The sequence below is a fragment of the Vulcanisaeta sp. JCM 16159 genome, assembly GCF_001316265.1.
Classification (GTDB): Archaea; Thermoproteota; Thermoprotei; order Thermoproteales; family Thermocladiaceae; genus Vulcanisaeta.
The window spans coordinates 132,200-146,892 of the sequence record NZ_BBDN01000002.1 but is presented as its reverse complement, the minus strand read 5'-3'; the positions used below and the strand labels follow the sequence as shown (position 1 = coordinate 146,892).

General features: G+C 45.6%; 19 protein-coding genes and 3 pseudogenes. 12 read left to right on the top strand and 10 right to left on the bottom strand.

Annotated elements, in window-relative coordinates; all coding sequences use genetic code 11:
* Positions 1-11 precede the first annotated feature (11 nt).
* The 3 genes from JCM16159_RS13725 to JCM16159_RS13715 are packed head-to-tail and all read right to left on the bottom strand — an operon-like array spanning position 12 to position 1,411.
* Positions 12-185 (bottom strand): hypothetical protein, encoded by a 174-nt coding sequence (locus JCM16159_RS13725; RefSeq protein WP_243665619.1) that lies wholly within the window; start codon positions 183-185, stop codon positions 12-14.
* Positions 186-217: 32 nt separating this feature from the next.
* Positions 218-541, bottom strand: a complete 324-nt coding sequence (locus tag JCM16159_RS13720) for a hypothetical protein (protein ID WP_243665618.1) — start codon at positions 539-541, stop codon at positions 218-220.
* A 54-nt stretch (positions 542-595) separates the two neighbouring features.
* Complete coding sequence (locus JCM16159_RS13715) at positions 596-1,411, bottom strand: hypothetical protein (protein ID WP_243665617.1); 816 nt, start codon at positions 1,409-1,411, stop codon at positions 596-598.
* 113 nt (positions 1,412-1,524) lie between these two features.
* Here JCM16159_RS13715 and JCM16159_RS13710 point away from each other — a divergent pair, with 113 nt between their 5' ends.
* Together JCM16159_RS13710 and JCM16159_RS13705 are read left to right on the top strand one after the other, a co-directional pair.
* On the top strand, positions 1,525-2,040 hold the full coding sequence (locus JCM16159_RS13710; protein ID WP_243665616.1) for an EamA family transporter: 516 nt from the start codon (positions 1,525-1,527) through the stop codon (positions 2,038-2,040).
* 23 nt (positions 2,041-2,063) lie between these two features.
* Entirely contained in the window at positions 2,064-2,351 is a 288-nt protein-coding gene (locus JCM16159_RS13705; RefSeq protein ID WP_243665615.1) for an EamA family transporter, read from the top strand.
* A 177-nt stretch (positions 2,352-2,528) separates the two neighbouring features.
* On the opposite strand, the gene JCM16159_RS02260 is transcribed toward JCM16159_RS13705, so the two are convergent.
* Complete coding sequence (locus tag JCM16159_RS02260; RefSeq protein ID WP_243665614.1) at positions 2,529-3,044, bottom strand: hypothetical protein; 516 nt, start codon at positions 3,042-3,044, stop codon at positions 2,529-2,531.
* Positions 3,045-3,174: 130 nt separating this feature from the next.
* Here JCM16159_RS02260 and JCM16159_RS02255 point away from each other — a divergent pair, with 130 nt between their 5' ends.
* The 6 genes and pseudogenes from JCM16159_RS02255 (at position 3,175) to JCM16159_RS02245 (ending at position 6,328) form a co-directional block, all read left to right on the top strand.
* Positions 3,175-4,596 (top strand): acyl-CoA synthetase, encoded by a 1,422-nt coding sequence (locus tag JCM16159_RS02255; RefSeq protein WP_243665613.1) that lies wholly within the window; start codon positions 3,175-3,177, stop codon positions 4,594-4,596.
* A 25-nt stretch (positions 4,597-4,621) separates the two neighbouring features.
* A pseudogene (locus JCM16159_RS18290) lies at positions 4,622-4,702 on the top strand (hypothetical protein); the annotation flags it as partial.
* A 74-nt stretch (positions 4,703-4,776) separates the two neighbouring features.
* A complete protein-coding gene (locus JCM16159_RS13700; RefSeq protein WP_243665612.1) occupies positions 4,777-4,923 on the top strand; it encodes a hypothetical protein in 147 nt (48 codons plus the stop codon).
* 76 nt (positions 4,924-4,999) lie between these two features.
* Positions 5,000-5,527, top strand: a complete 528-nt coding sequence (locus JCM16159_RS13695) for an RAD55 family ATPase (protein ID WP_243665611.1) — start codon at positions 5,000-5,002, stop codon at positions 5,525-5,527.
* Complete coding sequence (locus JCM16159_RS13690; protein ID WP_243665610.1) at positions 5,497-5,862, top strand: ATPase domain-containing protein; 366 nt, start codon at positions 5,497-5,499, stop codon at positions 5,860-5,862. The genes JCM16159_RS13695 and JCM16159_RS13690 overlap by 31 nt, the downstream gene beginning before the upstream one ends.
* Positions 5,822-6,328: a hypothetical protein gene (locus JCM16159_RS02245; protein WP_243665609.1), complete on the top strand. Its 507-nt coding sequence runs from the start codon at positions 5,822-5,824 to the stop codon at positions 6,326-6,328. The genes JCM16159_RS13690 and JCM16159_RS02245 overlap by 41 nt, the downstream gene beginning before the upstream one ends.
* On the opposite strand, the gene JCM16159_RS02240 is transcribed toward JCM16159_RS02245, so the two are convergent.
* The 3 genes from JCM16159_RS02240 to JCM16159_RS13685 are packed head-to-tail and all read right to left on the bottom strand — an operon-like array spanning position 6,315 to position 7,882.
* Entirely contained in the window at positions 6,315-6,725 is a 411-nt protein-coding gene (locus JCM16159_RS02240) for a Zn-ribbon domain-containing OB-fold protein (protein ID WP_054856817.1), read from the bottom strand. The two genes, JCM16159_RS02245 and JCM16159_RS02240, sit on opposite strands and share 14 nt — an antisense overlap.
* Position 6,726: 1 nt before the next feature.
* Positions 6,727-7,530: a thiolase family protein gene (locus tag JCM16159_RS02235; protein ID WP_243665608.1), complete on the bottom strand. Its 804-nt coding sequence runs from the start codon at positions 7,528-7,530 to the stop codon at positions 6,727-6,729.
* 28 nt (positions 7,531-7,558) lie between these two features.
* Positions 7,559-7,882, bottom strand: coding sequence for a hypothetical protein (locus JCM16159_RS13685; RefSeq protein WP_243665607.1), 324 nt, complete (start codon positions 7,880-7,882; stop codon positions 7,559-7,561).
* A gap of 55 nt (positions 7,883-7,937) precedes the next feature.
* Between JCM16159_RS13685 and hmgA the strand changes: the two are divergent.
* The 4 genes and pseudogenes from hmgA (at position 7,938) to JCM16159_RS02215 (ending at position 11,337) form a co-directional block, all read left to right on the top strand.
* Positions 7,938-9,187 (top strand): annotated as a pseudogene (gene hmgA / locus JCM16159_RS02230) (hydroxymethylglutaryl-CoA reductase (NADPH)).
* Positions 9,188-9,289: 102 nt separating this feature from the next.
* Positions 9,290-9,709, top strand: coding sequence for a hypothetical protein (locus tag JCM16159_RS02225; RefSeq protein ID WP_054856816.1), 420 nt, complete (start codon positions 9,290-9,292; stop codon positions 9,707-9,709).
* Positions 9,710-9,778: 69 nt separating this feature from the next.
* Positions 9,779-10,389, top strand: a pseudogene (locus tag JCM16159_RS02220) (cysteine hydrolase family protein).
* Between the two features lie 108 nt (positions 10,390-10,497).
* The gene (locus tag JCM16159_RS02215) at positions 10,498-11,337 is read left to right on the top strand and encodes a lysylphosphatidylglycerol synthase domain-containing protein (protein ID WP_054856815.1); all 840 of its coding nucleotides are present in this window, start codon (positions 10,498-10,500) and stop codon (positions 11,335-11,337) included.
* Positions 11,338-11,486: 149 nt separating this feature from the next.
* Here the strand turns inward: JCM16159_RS02215 and JCM16159_RS13680 are convergent, their stop codons facing one another.
* The 3 genes from JCM16159_RS13680 to JCM16159_RS02200 form a co-directional block, all read right to left on the bottom strand.
* Positions 11,487-11,825 carry a Zn-binding domain-containing protein gene (locus JCM16159_RS13680; RefSeq protein WP_243665606.1) on the bottom strand — a complete coding sequence of 113 codons (339 nt, stop codon included), beginning with the start codon at positions 11,823-11,825 and terminating at the stop codon, positions 11,487-11,489.
* Positions 11,825-13,603, bottom strand: a complete 1,779-nt coding sequence (locus JCM16159_RS02205; RefSeq protein ID WP_243665605.1) for a DEAD/DEAH box helicase — start codon at positions 13,601-13,603, stop codon at positions 11,825-11,827. Before JCM16159_RS02205 ends, JCM16159_RS13680 begins: the two co-directional genes overlap by 1 nt.
* 185 nt (positions 13,604-13,788) lie before the next feature.
* Positions 13,789-14,664, bottom strand: a complete 876-nt coding sequence (locus tag JCM16159_RS02200; protein ID WP_243665604.1) for a hypothetical protein — start codon at positions 14,662-14,664, stop codon at positions 13,789-13,791.
* Positions 14,665-14,693: the final 29 nt, after the last annotated feature.

Genomic DNA, 14,693 nt, shown 5'->3' with positions numbered 1-14,693 from the left:
GCTATGTAGAATTACTGACGAGTCAGGTATTCTATTGGTACATACGTGACTTGAGAGCCATTGCTCGTGTAAACAACGGTGCTCGTAATGGACTGCGAGTAGAACTTGCCGGTGTAGAAGTATCTCTGTATCGTGGCGTTTAGTTCATCGGCGGCCCTGAGTATCTCCGTGTTGTTGAGGCCCAATGCCCTGTATATCTGTGCTGAGGCGTATAGGCCTAGGTCATCAATTGCCTGGTCCAGAAGTTATAGGCGTAGTTGCTCTCCCAAATGCTTAAGTCCTTGGGTATCAAGCCATTATCCTCACTAATACTCTTCAACTCCCAGTTAAGGGACTTGTTAATGCAGGGTAGCACCGCCAGTAGGAATGATTTATTGTGGGTGTACTCATAGAATTGCCAAACACCTATTTGGAATAGACCAACACTATCATACTCAGGTATGCCAAATGAGGTATCCGGCTCCCCACTCCAGAAGTCATAGCGTGTATACCAGGTGCCGCTTGAGTTTTGTACACTACACATCCACAGCCAGTACTTCATTGCTGGTCCATAATAACCGGCGGTCTGAAGGCCATTGCCGCGAATGATGAGTCCCTAACCAGGTGTAGAAGTATAAGGCTCCGGTGATGCGACGAATCCCCCAGTGACTGGATTCTGATCATCCATCAACAGGAGGAGACTCAAGTAATACTCAGTAAGCAATGCACCGCTCAACCTAGGTTTTCTAGCTAATCCAAGCCAATTGCTAACCTCATTATTATTGATACTAGCTAATTCATTAATTGAAATAATCGATCCACTGCCGAGATTGAGCACTATGTATGTGTAATTACCATGGATACTAAGTACCGTCCAATAGCCCACACTCCTTACTGTGATCCCGCAATTCGAGTAAATGCTGAGGGGAAATGGTGACTTAACCATAACATAAGTATTATTAATTATCTCATAAACGTATGACCCAGGTATGAAAACCTCAATCGTCAATGACTCATTGGACTCGCCTATCATGGCTATCGCTGTGTAATTTGGCGGTGTGAATATTGATACTTCGCCATTGCTACCTTTTATAATGACCGTGTTATTAAGCGCAAGATATGCCTCGCTGATATTTCCTAAGCCCATAATCGTGACGTTGACGTTAAGTAACCCATACTTTCCATAAAATACCTGAAGGATTGATGGTGGCCTTGAGTATTCACCATTTAGTATTGGTTTTGGTATTGGATAGCCTGTGGATATGTATATGCTCAGGTTTTTCCAATTACTTAGTAATAGGTATGCCGGTGATGATACGTTTACCGGCATCCGTATGGTGACTTGATGCTGAGTTAGTGATAACGTGATTATTAATATACCGATTATTAATAATACAAGCCCAATAACTAGAAAAATAACTCTTTTATTCATTAATCATTGATTTCATAGGGTCCTTTAATGCTTTATCCCGAACTAACATTCAATTAAGCAACCTAAGATATTACTTTAATGCCGAAGATCTAAGACTACATTGTGGAGGTACCATGTTGATGTACGTACTCGGTATTATACTTGCCATAGCCGCGTCATTTACCTGGGCAGTGTCACCAATACTCTACAGGGTAGGCGCAACGGACAGCGTGCTCGATGACTTAATATCAAACTCGCTGGGCGCCTTCACGTTAGCAGTACCATTCGTACTACTTAAACCATCACTAAATGGCGGCGCCTGGCTTTACGGTACCCTCTTCGCAGTGCTCGGGCCTGTCTTCGGCACCTACGTATTCCTGATCTCGTTAAGGTATGCCGATGTTGGTATTGCAAACGTGATTTCCTACGCCTACGTAGTCCTACTCCCAATAATACTACTCGTGATTAGCCCATCATACCTGACATACGCGTGGCCCGCCGCACTAATAATGATCGGCCTCTACCTAATAATGGGTTCCGGCAAAGGCACCCTTTACGGGTACTTCATGGCGCTTCTCTCGGCAATACTCTACGCCTTCTCCTTCCTAGCCTATATAAAGCCTATGAGTACACAAGTCCCTGGGGCATAATATTCATTAGGGGCATCGCCCTAATGATAGGTGCATTAATACTAAAGATTGCAGTTGAGGGCTTCAAGGTTAAAATCAGTGGTAAGGTCTTCCTTGCCGGATTAATCAGCTACGGCATTGGGGGTCCCCTCTACGTATTGTCCGTGGATTATGCAGGAATCGCCGTACCAACGCTAATAACAGCATTATCGCCTGTGATTACCGAGGTACTGGCAATAGTTAAGCTTAAAGAGAAGCTGAACCTAAAATCAACGCTTGGATTTATAGCCGTAATAACGGGCATAATAATAGCATCAATAATCGGTATTTAGATTTAAAATCTAGGCGCAATAATTTACTCCGGTGATGATGGGTCGATGATATGGATGATAAGGTGATTTAGGAAGAGACGAGCTGAAATATCTACATAATATTCCCATGGATTAGATAATACATAGATAAAAGATAGAACGGTAATGTTTTTAACAAGAACGAAGCCGGACAATAAATCAGGGTAGTACTATGCCGGCTGCACCTGCAAAGGCTAGTACGAAGAAGGCGAAGCCATCAATTATAGAAATTACGCCGGCTACCTTGCCTATTGATGGCTTATTAAGGTAGTGGACTATGGATAGTAATATCGTTATTATTGGAAGCAGACCTATGGCGAATGAGAGCATGACGGTACCCATCCTAATGAGTTCCACTGTTATCAATGCAAAGAATAATCCCGTGAACCACAATGCGTGATTCATAGCCATCAAGTTCTTACCCATGATTAGGCCTATACCCAACATCCATAACAGCAATACAAAGGCTGCAGCAACGGTAGCGCCAAAAATGTCACCCTCCACAATCACAAAAGCCATGGCTATAGTCTCCATTAAAGCACCTGAGAGAAGCACAATACCGAAGTCCCGAGGTTCGTTCTTACCCACACCCATATTAACAAAGCCTATTACAAGGAGCATTACGGCGGCTTCCCAAAACAACGTATTAAGTGCTGTTTGTGCTATAGAGACCATACTACATTAGTCGTATTTGGCTTATTTTTAAATATTACCTTATTTTTATGTAAGTAAAATGATAATTAATAAAATATATCATTAAGGAAAAACTTATAAAACTATATGATTACTGTATAATAGTGAGCATATGAGTGGCTCAACTTTTGACGAGTTCTTAAGGCAAAGAAGTATGCTCCTAAATGCGGGTAGCTATGAGGATGCTAAGGCGAACTTTCGGTGGCCGCCACCTGGTGAGTTTAATTGGGCTGTGGATTATTTTGATAAGTATCTTGCCGAGACCGCCACCAATCCCGCCCTCGTATACATAAATGATGAGCTATACAGGGCCGGTGATTCTAGGGTCTTCAGTTATCCAGAGCTTAGGGCCAGGTCTAATAGGCTAGCCCATGCACTCAGTGATTTGGGTATTGGACGTGGGGACGTCGTCATGGTAATGCTCAATAACAGGCCTGAGCTCTTTGAGACATTCCTGGCGCTAATGAAGATGGGCGCGGTGATAGCGCCGGCCACTACATTGCTGTTACCGGCGGACATTGAGGATAGGGCCGCGAGGGCTCACTTCAAGGCCATAATCGCCGATCCAGAGATCGTCAGCAGAATCAATCAAATTAGGGATAGGCTTGAGAAGCTTGGTGTTAAGTACTTTATAACCCTCGGTAAGCCAAGCCCCAGCTGGCTCGACTATTATGAATTAATAAGTGGTAAGTCAGAGAACTTCCAGGGAGTTAGGACTAGGACTGACGAGTTACTATTGATATACTTCACGTCTGGAACAACGGCAAAGCCAAAGATGGTCATGCACACCCACTCAAGCTACCCAATTGGCCACTTAACAACCATGTACTGGGTGGGCGCCAAACCTGGCTATAGGCACATGAACATCTCAAGCCCCGGCTGGGCAAAGTGGGCTTGGTCAACATTCTTCGCCGCATTTAATGCAGGCGCGACCACGGTCGTATACGACTACAGCGGCAGGTTCAGCGCGGCGAACCACTTAAAGGTCCTCGAGAATTACGGCGTTGATACGCTGTGTGCACCGCCAACTGTTTGGCGTATGATAATACTCGAGGACTTAACAAAGTATAACCTAGAGAAGATTAAGAGCTTCGTAAGTGCCGGCGAGCCCCTAAATCCAGAGGTAATTGAGCGTGTTTATAAAGCCACGGGTAAGTACATACGTGATGGTTATGGACAGACAGAGACCACGCTCATGGTTGGAAACTTCCCAGGTATGAGGATTAAGCCTGGCTCAATGGGTAAGCCAGCCCCTGGCTATGACGTAGTCCTTGTCGATGAGGATGGGAACCCCGTGGGCACTAATAAGGATGGTCACATAACTGTTAGGACAAGCCCGAGGCCCATTGGCTTAATGGTTGGTTATGATGATGAGAATAAGAATAAGGAGGTGTTTAGGCTCGGTCTTTACTTCACGGGTGATGTTGCCTTCATGGATGAGGAGGCTACCTATACTTCGTTGGTCGTGCAGATGACGTCTTCAAGTCAAGTGACTATAGGATTAGCCCGTTTGAACTGGAAAGTGACTTGTTGAAGCACCCGGCCGTTGCTGAGGCTGCGTGGTCCCAAGCCCAGACCCAATAAGGGGCTTCATACCGAAGGCATACATAGTGTTAAAGCCCGGCTACACACCGAGTAGGGACTTGGCTTATGACATCTTTAAGTTCATTAGGCTTAACATAGCGCCGTATAAGAGGCTAGGGCCATTGAGTTCGTGCCTGAGTTACCCAAGACCATTAGTGGCAAGATTAGGCGTGTTGAGCTTAGGGGCCTTGAGCGTGAGAAGAGGAATAAGGGCATTAGGGGTGAGCATGAGTACTTTGAGGATGACTTCCCAGACATAAGGCAGTTGAAGGTATAATACACATAAAGTTCCCTTAAAATGGCTTTTAAATAAATTCATACTTTATTTTCCTTGAAGCAAAATGTCCAGCGGAGTGAGGAGGATTAGCCTTGGTATTGACTGGCTTGATTACGCAATGCTTGGTGGGGTGCCGAGGGGTAATTGGCTACTCATTACTGGCGAGCCCGGCGTTGGTAAGTCAATACTCACGATACAGGCGGCTGGGGCTAATGTGGATGCCATGCCAGTGGTCTACGTGAGCACGGAGACCAGGTTCTTCGATGTTGTTAGGCAAGCTAAGCAATTCCATATTGACCTAAGCGATGCGGTCAGCCTTGCCGATGTATTGGCTGGTAAGGTCAAGGATGTTAAGACGAACCTGGTGGTTATCGACCTCTTTGGGTTGGCTAGGGAGTACAGGGAGTTGCTTAGGGCAGGTGAGGAAGAGGAGGGTAAATCCAAGGCTAGGTCACCATTGAGTATGGAGGTTGTGATGGCTAGTATCGAGAGGGCTTACGAGGTACTCGGCGTAGGTGAGGAGGGTAAGGTGACGAAGGATGTCCTAGTCATCATCGACTCCCTGGCACCAATGTGGCCCATGCGCCAGCGATGGCCAGGTTAATCACGTATAGGCTCAGGCAGAGGCTATATAGGAGTAATGTGACTGTGATTATGACTAACCAATTCGCACCAACCACAGGCATGACCTTCGGCTTTGGCGCCGAGCACATCGCCGACGCCATAATACACATGTGGATTGAACAGCCCGAGAAGAAGAAGGAGATTGAGAGGTGGCTCATCATTAAGAAGGCTAGGCTCACTAATCATTATAGGAAGGCCATAAAGTACGAGATAGAGCCCGGCAGGGGATTAACACTTATAGAACCCTCGATTGATGAGTTAAAGAAGTGGTTTGATGAGTATGCAAAGGAACGGGAGCCAAACGGAGATGAATGATTGTAGCTCTCGAATAATTAGGGCCATGGAGGAATTTCTATGGATCCTGGCGGTTGGTGGCAATAAGGAGGATGTAATAAACGAACTTATGAAGTGCGGTGATACCGCTAGGCCGTACTTAAATGTTGTCAATGGCGGCGAACCAAGTAATACCATATCAGCCGCAGTATCGTATTATCAATACGTTAAGTTAGCCAGAGGTGAATTACGTATCGATGGGGATTATCTAGTGGGCATTGATGGAGATCTTACGAAGCCGGACATTACGTACTCACTCATTGTTGATAATATGACCCGCGCATTGAAGGCTCAGGACTACGTAACAGCGGGTTTTCTAGCTGATCTGGCGTTCATTGCTAGGTCGTACATACTATGCGTAAGTAATAATGGTAAAGGTAATTGTGATTGGATTAAGAGGGCATTTAATGCGAGGGTTTTAATACTTAGGAGATTTAGCAATTATTGACTGGTCTGAATTTATAGCCGTAGTTTATCAGGCCGTATGTGCCATCCATCTTAACCATCCTAAACACAACCTCAACATCAATGCCGGGGCTTAGTTTCTCAGGGTTCATGCAATCCACTATCTGACCAACAACTTTAACACCGTCAAGATCCACTATGCCTATTATCAGAGGCTTCATCTTCTCAAACTCGACAGGCACCGAGTAGAGCACCGTGAAGTTTACAAGCTTGCCAGTGCTCGGCAATGGGTATGGCTTAAACTCCCTGGAACCGCACTCACACACAGCCCTTGGCGGGAAGTAAACCCTGCCACACTTAACGCATTGAACACCCTCAAGCCTATAGTACTGAGGCATCCTTCTCCAGTACCTTGGTATGGATAGTCTCTGGTCCACCATGTCAGCTCACCCTCCTGAGGACTATCGATGTTGATACTAAGTCGAAGCCAGCCATGTCTTGAACAATACCCAACTCAGCCCTGCCCAGCGATTCAAAGGGCTTCACATTCATTAGCTCCATAACCATTAACGCCAATTCATACATACCCGAGGCACCACCTGGAAATCCCATTGACTTAAGCCCACCACCTGCATTAACGACTAACTTATTACCCGCGTCTAAGGCGCCCGTGGAGAGAAGCCTCGGCGTTTCGCCAGGTCTCACGAGACCCATGGACTCCAGCGCTAGCATGCCGAGTATGCTGTATGTATCATGAACCTCCACAAGCTTTACATCATTAGTCGTTGCATGGGCCATCCTGAGCGCCATGTTCGTGGCATCCCTAACCGAGTATAGCTCAGTCAATGAATCCCTCTGTCCCATGTATGTTCCATATGCCCCAACACCAATACCGTCAACCCTTATTACTGCATCGTTCTTTAACGGCTTGTTACATAACACGACAGCGGCCGACCCATCCACAGCCGGTGCAACGTCGTAAAGTCTCAATGGGTCGGCAACGACCTCCGACTCAAGTACATCCTTAAGCGATGCCTGCTTCTTCATATACGCAAGTGGGTTCTTGCTACCCCTCTCATGCATCTTTATCGGCCATATTGCCAAGTCCTCATAGTCGTAACCATACTTAATCATGTATTCCTTCATGGCCATGGCTGCCTGAGCCGCCGGCGTCACACCGAAGAAGCCTTCATACTCGTAATCGGTTATCGTGGCCAATGCCTTGTTTAGCTTTACATTTATCACTCGTGCATTTTCTCAACGCCGACAACAGCTACGCAGTCGTAAATACCAGCCTAACCATGTTATAGGCCTCTAAGAACGCTATACCACTTGATCCATCACCACTCTCAATCCTAATGGCTGGTATCCTCCTAAGCCCAATATAATCCGTCAGGTAAGCCCCAAGGACACTCTGGTCCTGAAGCACCTCGGAGAAGGCATTGGCAACGTATATTGCACCCAGGTTGGCATTACCGACCTGGTCAAGGACCTTTAGGAATGCGTCGGCGAATAACTCCTTCAATCCTTTCTCATAATGCCTACCGCCGGGTACTAGGGAGTGGGCCACGACATATACTTCTGTCGTATTAAACACCAGCAGTTGCCATAAATGTGAAGTTTTTAAATATTCCCTGAATATAGCCATTATAATGGTTGAGGAGGTAAGCCTTGAGGACGTATTCGCAAGGATTGATGATGGTAAATTGAAACTTCACGAACTAGACAAGGTCCTCGGGGACTCAAATAAGGCAACAGAAATTAGGAGAAAATACATAGAAAGTAAGGTCGGCGCGAGGCTTGAGAACGTCGGTAAGACCGTAATAGACTTCAACACCGTCGTTGGTAGAAACATTGAAAATACAATAGGCGCCGCCCAAATACCCATAGGTGTTGCCGGGCCGTTACGCATAATCGGCGATTATGCTAATGGCCTTTACTACATACCATTAGCAACAACGGAGGGGGCACTCGTTGCTCAGTAAATAGGGGTGCCAAGGTAATTACTGAAGCCGGTGGCGCAAGGAGTAAGGTCATTAATGATGGCATGACCAGAGCCCCCGTAATAGCCGTACCAAGCGTCATTGACGCCGTCGAGCTCGTTAACTGGGTTAATGAACACTTCAATGAGGTGAAGAACGTGGCCGAGTCAACCAGTAGGCACGCGAAGTTGGTAAGCATTCAACCATTTATTGTTGGCAATAATGTTTGGCTTAGGTTTAAGTTCACGACCGGGGATGCAATGGGCATGAACATGGTAACAATAGCCACTGATAAGGCCGTTAAGTACATACTTAGCAACTTCCCAAGGGCGCGGTTGGTCGCCCTCAGCGGCAATATGTGCGTAGATAAAAAGGCCAATGCCGTAAACTTCCTGCTTGGTAGGGGTAAGACCGTGATTAGCGAGGCCGTAATACCAAGGAGTACCCTTGAGAAGTGGGGCGTCACTGCGGAGGACGTGGCCGAGGTCAATAATAGGAAGAACCTGCTTGGTTCCGCGCTGGCTCACTCATACGGCTTTAATGCGCACTTCGCTAATATAATCGCGGCCATATTTATAGCCACCGGTCAAGATGCTGCCCAAGCCGTTGAGTCTAGCATGGGTATTACCTGGATGGAACCCCTCGACAATGGTGACCTCTACGTATCAGTCACACTGCCTAGTCTCGAGGTTGGCACCGTCGGTGGCGGCACCGGATTACCAACACAGAGAGAAATGCTTCAAATGCTCGGTGTTTATGGCTCAGGGAACCCACCCGGTACCAATGCCCTGAAGTTCGCAGAGATAGTAGCGGCAGCGGTACTCGCCGGCGAGGTTAACCTAGTCCTTGCCCTGGCTAGAGATGAGTTGGCGAGAGCGCATGAGATGTTGGGCAGGGCTGGCAAGAGAGATAGTACGTGATTTTCTTAAATTATAAATATGTTTATCTACATATTCATACGTACTCTCTATAGCACATAAATTGAAGTGATAAGGCTTATAAAGAGTTGCGCTAACATTTTTGTGGGGATTAGTTTGGTAATTTATGTTTCTCCCGATAAGAAGGTCGTCGAGAAGACGCTTCAAACAGAGCTTAAGCGGATAATGCTTAGCGAGTTAATAGATGGCGAGGTAATAATTGGCGCCGCAATCATTGACTCAAACGGTATCCCACTTATTTATCACATCCCAAACACCCTCACCGTTAAATCCCTCAAAAACCTCCTCTCCCTCATAGAGTTCGTCGATCATACCGCTAAAATCAATGATGACCTCCTCGGTCCCTATCAATACCTCATAATCCGCTACTCAAACTTCAAAATCGCCTTCTTCGAAATGGGCTCCAAGGGCTGGTTGATGGTTTTCGTAAACCCTGTTTGGCATGTTGAGAACGTGATGTCAAAGATCAAGCAGTTCATGCTTAAGGTTCAAAGAATGATTTAAAATCGATAGGCAATTTGGTAAAAATTGCCGCTTTAAATATATTAGGTTATTCATTCATTCCTAGATTTGATGTCGAAGGTAACAGGTACTGTAAAAATTCCTGAAATGGAGATTAAAGAGAGTGTCGAGTTACCATTGTCCGGCACGGCTATAATAGTTGTCGATATGCAGAACGACTTCGTAAAACCAAATGGTAAACTATACGTACCGACAGCGCAAGCCACAATACCTGCAATAAGGAAGCTGCTTATGAAGCTAGGGATGCCAATGTACCCATAATATACACCCAGGACTGGCACTTCAAAAATGACCCAGAGTTTAGGATTTGGGGTGAGCACTGTGTAATGGATACGTGGGGTGCCGAGATAGTTGATGAGCTTAAGCCCATGCCTAGTGACATAGTAATAAGGAAGCGTAGGTATGATGCGTTCTTCGGCACGGATCTTGACTACGTGCTTAGGCATGTTGTTCATGCGACCAACCTCGTGATAGTGGGTACCGTAGCCAACATATGCGTACTACACACTGCGGGTAGCGCCGCACTTAATTGGTACAACGTCGTCGTACCAATTGACGGAATCTCCGCACTAAATGAATTTGATTACTACGCGGCCCTTAGACAAATATCATTCTTGTACAAAGGTACGCTTACTAAGGTTGATGGGGTAAAATTCACGTAGTAAATCTTCTTATGGTATATTTATGTAGAAATAACGTTGAGTATAGTATCCCAGTGCTTCACTGCCTTGTGGTGGGACATTTAAAAATACCGCTTTTAAGTGTGTACAGTGAGTAATCATAGTCGTATTGGTAATATAGATTGGCGTAGGGATGCCCTATTTATTGTATTATCCATTGTTACAATAATAATTACAATAGTGATACTATTGGAATCAGGCCTTGCTAAGGCTAGGTATGAGCCGCCTAAGTATCCATTTTATCTCATTATTTCTGAGTTTGTTTTCCTTGCGCAGATATCACTCATTGGCGTAAGACTTAGTATAATATTTAATAGGGGCATGAGATTTAAAATAAATACGGCCGATTTAATTAAGGTAGTGGCGGCTCAGGTATATATGTCGCTATTGATACCTGGCTTCTACATCGGTGGTGAGGTTATCACGATTACGTACTTAACGTATAAGGGCCTTCCAACTGCCAGGGTTACTGAGGGTATCGTACTTAGGTATACAGTAGATACAATAACGCTTACGCTAATGATACTCATATTCTACCTATTTAGCCTGACTACGGTTCCCTTCATTGCATTTGTAATGGCGGTGATACTCTTTATGGTGTATATGATATTGTTCATATCGATAGTAAGCGCCAGGTTAGGTAGGTATATTGAGCGTATGTTTAGGTTCATTAGTTCCAGAGTTAATATCGCTAGAAACTTTATTGTAGTAAATGAGAATGAGACTTACGGTGTTAGCTTCACAGTAATTGATTACCTTGTGCTTTTTATTCTATCCGCCACCCAGTGGTTGTTGTCCGGCCTAAATGTCACGTTGATTTTTTTATGCCTTGGGCGCCAGTACGAATTTCATCATTGGCGTGTTAATTATGCTATCGTACACTGTCCTCACATACATATCACTATTACCTGGGTCAGCAGGCATTGGTGAACTTGCGAATCTATACATACTCAACAATCTCGGTTTAGGTAATTATTACCTGGCTTATGATGTCTGGTTTAGGATTATAACTTACATAATACCATTAATAATTCTCATGCCATTATTCCTAGGTATAACCAGGAGATTAACTATAAACATTAGTCATAGGAACCTCCAGTAGGTAGCTCTGAAACACTTGATGATACCCCCTTCAGTATTGCATCAATAACCTTAATCGCATTTTTCCTGGATAGGTAGTGGTTATCATTACCACAGTAGGGTGAGTACACGCATTTGGGGCAACCATCAGTACATGTACAATGCGTAAGTACACTAAGCGAGATTTTAAGGACTTCATCAATCCTCTTAATAATCATCCTGGCAGTGCCTGAACCGCCTGGGTATGAGTCGTAGATTATTATGTGCCCAGTTGGGTATGAGATACCGCCTAGGTCCGTGGGCCCCGCCCCAATCACGTTCTCACCAACCATAATCATTACATGCTCAGCCGCATGATAGGCCCTACCCCTCTCAACGACATCAACATTCTCAAACGGCTGAAGGTTATGAACGGCGCATAAATAACAACACCTTTTGTCCTAAATTCATACGTAAACGGCTCACCGAACTCCCTCCTCTCAACAACCTCGCCACTGCCGAATCTCTTAACTACGTAACCATGAACAACCTCCTTAATTGTTAACTTAACGTATTGATAGGGCACGGATTTTATGAAACCCTCCTCAAGGATCTCGTCAATCCTAGGTTCAGAGCTATATAGCGCTATTGTGTAAAAGTCGTAATCACCTTGTAGTTTCCTAACGTATGCTGTCCTACTACTTAGGTCAAGTTTATAGACCTCGTAAACCCTACCGCCATGTAGGTAAATGGCGCCATCATGAAGCTCCCTCAATGCCATAGGCAGCTCCCTATGGCCGATGACCCTCTTACCCTCAACAATCTTAATAACCTCGCCAACACCCCTAATACCATGCATTGCCCTAACAACCTCACGGCCTTTACTACTCACGACGTAGTAATTACCCCTAACCTCGACTAAGCCATCATTAATTAATGACTTAAGTATTTCCTCGCAGTACATATCCACGGAACCACTCCTCACGGGCCTCTCGTAAGCCATCAACAAGCAGTGCCTCTTGGCTATCTCGTCATTCCTCCACTCAACGTATAAATCCTCGGGCCTCCTCATGTAAAATTCACGTGGATTTGAACTATAGTAGGTGCTCATTGGATCATCCCCAAGGACTTGAATCACATAGGCCCTTTGACCCCTCCTACCAACCCTACCACTCCTCTGCAGATACTTCGAGTAGCTGGGCGGTATCGTGGCCATGACTGCGACGTCAGTATCACCAACGTCAATACCCATCTCAAGCGTCGGCGTGGTTAGAAGCACTAGGTACCTGCCCTCCCTAAACCCATCCTCAACCTCATGCCTCTCCTCAATCGTGAGACCAGCCCTATGAACCCTAACCCTATCACCAAACCCAGCCCTATCAACAAACCTCTTAATCAACTCAACAAACCTATGACTATCAGCAAAGACCAGGCACTTCATACCCCTCCTAACACACACCCGAGCCAACTCAGCCGCCTCGGCAAGCCTACCCCTACTTATCGGGCTAACTAGGACATGCCTAACCAAGCCCCTCCTACCCTCGGGACCCCTGATCAGCCTAACATCATCGACACCAAGCAACTCCCTGGCAAAATCAACTGGGTTACCGACTGTGGCCGTGGAAACAACGAATTGGTAATCCCTCATGAACCTTCTTATCCTCTTAAGAACATAATGCACGTGAGCGCCAAAGACCCCATTATAGACGTGGAAGTCGTCCAACACGATTACCCTGTAATTACGGAGTAAATCCCTGAACTTACTAACGTGGGTTAATGCCTCACTAACCATGTCAGGGTTTGTGATGAGTATGTCAGGCGGTGAGGAGTATATCCGAGACCTAATATCGCTGGGTGTGTCGCCGTCATACGGCATTACGGACACGTTGATGGCCGTGAAGTACCTCTGCATCCTGAGTAGTTGGTCCCTGGCGAGGGCCTTTGTTGGGTACATAATTATTGCCTTAACACCCTCCCTATTGATCATCGTTATTAACGGCAGTAGGAACGCCTCGGTCTTACCAACGCCAGTACCAGCCATTATGATTGTGTTATCGCCATTGATAATCGATTGATAAGATTCCCATTGAAAGTCGTAAAGCCTATCAACTCCGAGACTCCTCAACCTATCTATCAACTCCCTCGGTAGGTCCAGGGAATCGACTGATGGTCCATAATTAGGCTCTAAGGTTTATCCTCATGAACGTAGAGGATCATCCTGGCCCTATCACTACCCAATTCACCAATGAATTCATCCTCAAGCATGTACTTAGCACTGTGAGCCTATCGCCCCTAATCATTGCACTAATGCCATAAGTTACCTCAGTAATTAATAACTTTGGGTGTACCTAACCGCATATACCTAATCTCATCAACCGCCTTAAGCCTCAGTACCTTTGGTTCGATCACCGTAAACTTATCCCAACGCCTAATAATGGGCCTTAACCTATTACTACACCTAGGGCACTTCCTCATCTCACCCTCAGTCTCAAAATCGATATAGCAATTAATACATCTAAACACATTTATCGCCCCGTAATTATCGAAATCCAGCGATACGAGGCTTGGCACCTCCGTAATTACAACACCATCAACCACATCCTGCAACTCCTCAATAACTTCCCTCCTAAACAATGAATTATCAAGCATAACCAGGAATTCCCTACTACCATAAATAATCCTAAACCTATCCCTGACACGTAATAACCAATCTCTATCAATAACTCCGTCCTTAACAATAACGCCATAAGCCCTAACGGACTGTTGATACGGCCTGTCAGGACTCACAATCACGTAATTCACGGAGTCATCTCCAACCCTCTGATTAACATGAACAACATCAATTAAGTCACTATTAATACTTATGAAATCATCAACTAATATGCCATCAGCACCGCCAGCCAACGAAGCCCTAATGAAATCACTGACTGGGTCAGGCACTGCCGAACCATAAATAAAGACCCTAAGGCCAACCCTCTTGGCCCACGCAACCGCGCTAGCCAACGATATTAACTGCCTAAGCCTACTCAATAACTGCCTAAGCACATCACCATTAACATTACTCAACTCAACTATGGGCTCAGGCGGTGCTACCGGCGTGGCATCCCTAACATACTTAACGACGTTCAAGCCCTCAAATAACCAGGAACCCGCGAACATGCACCAGGGCAGTCCGCACCACTTAATGAGTATCCTCACATGACGAAGTTAGCACCACACCATTATTA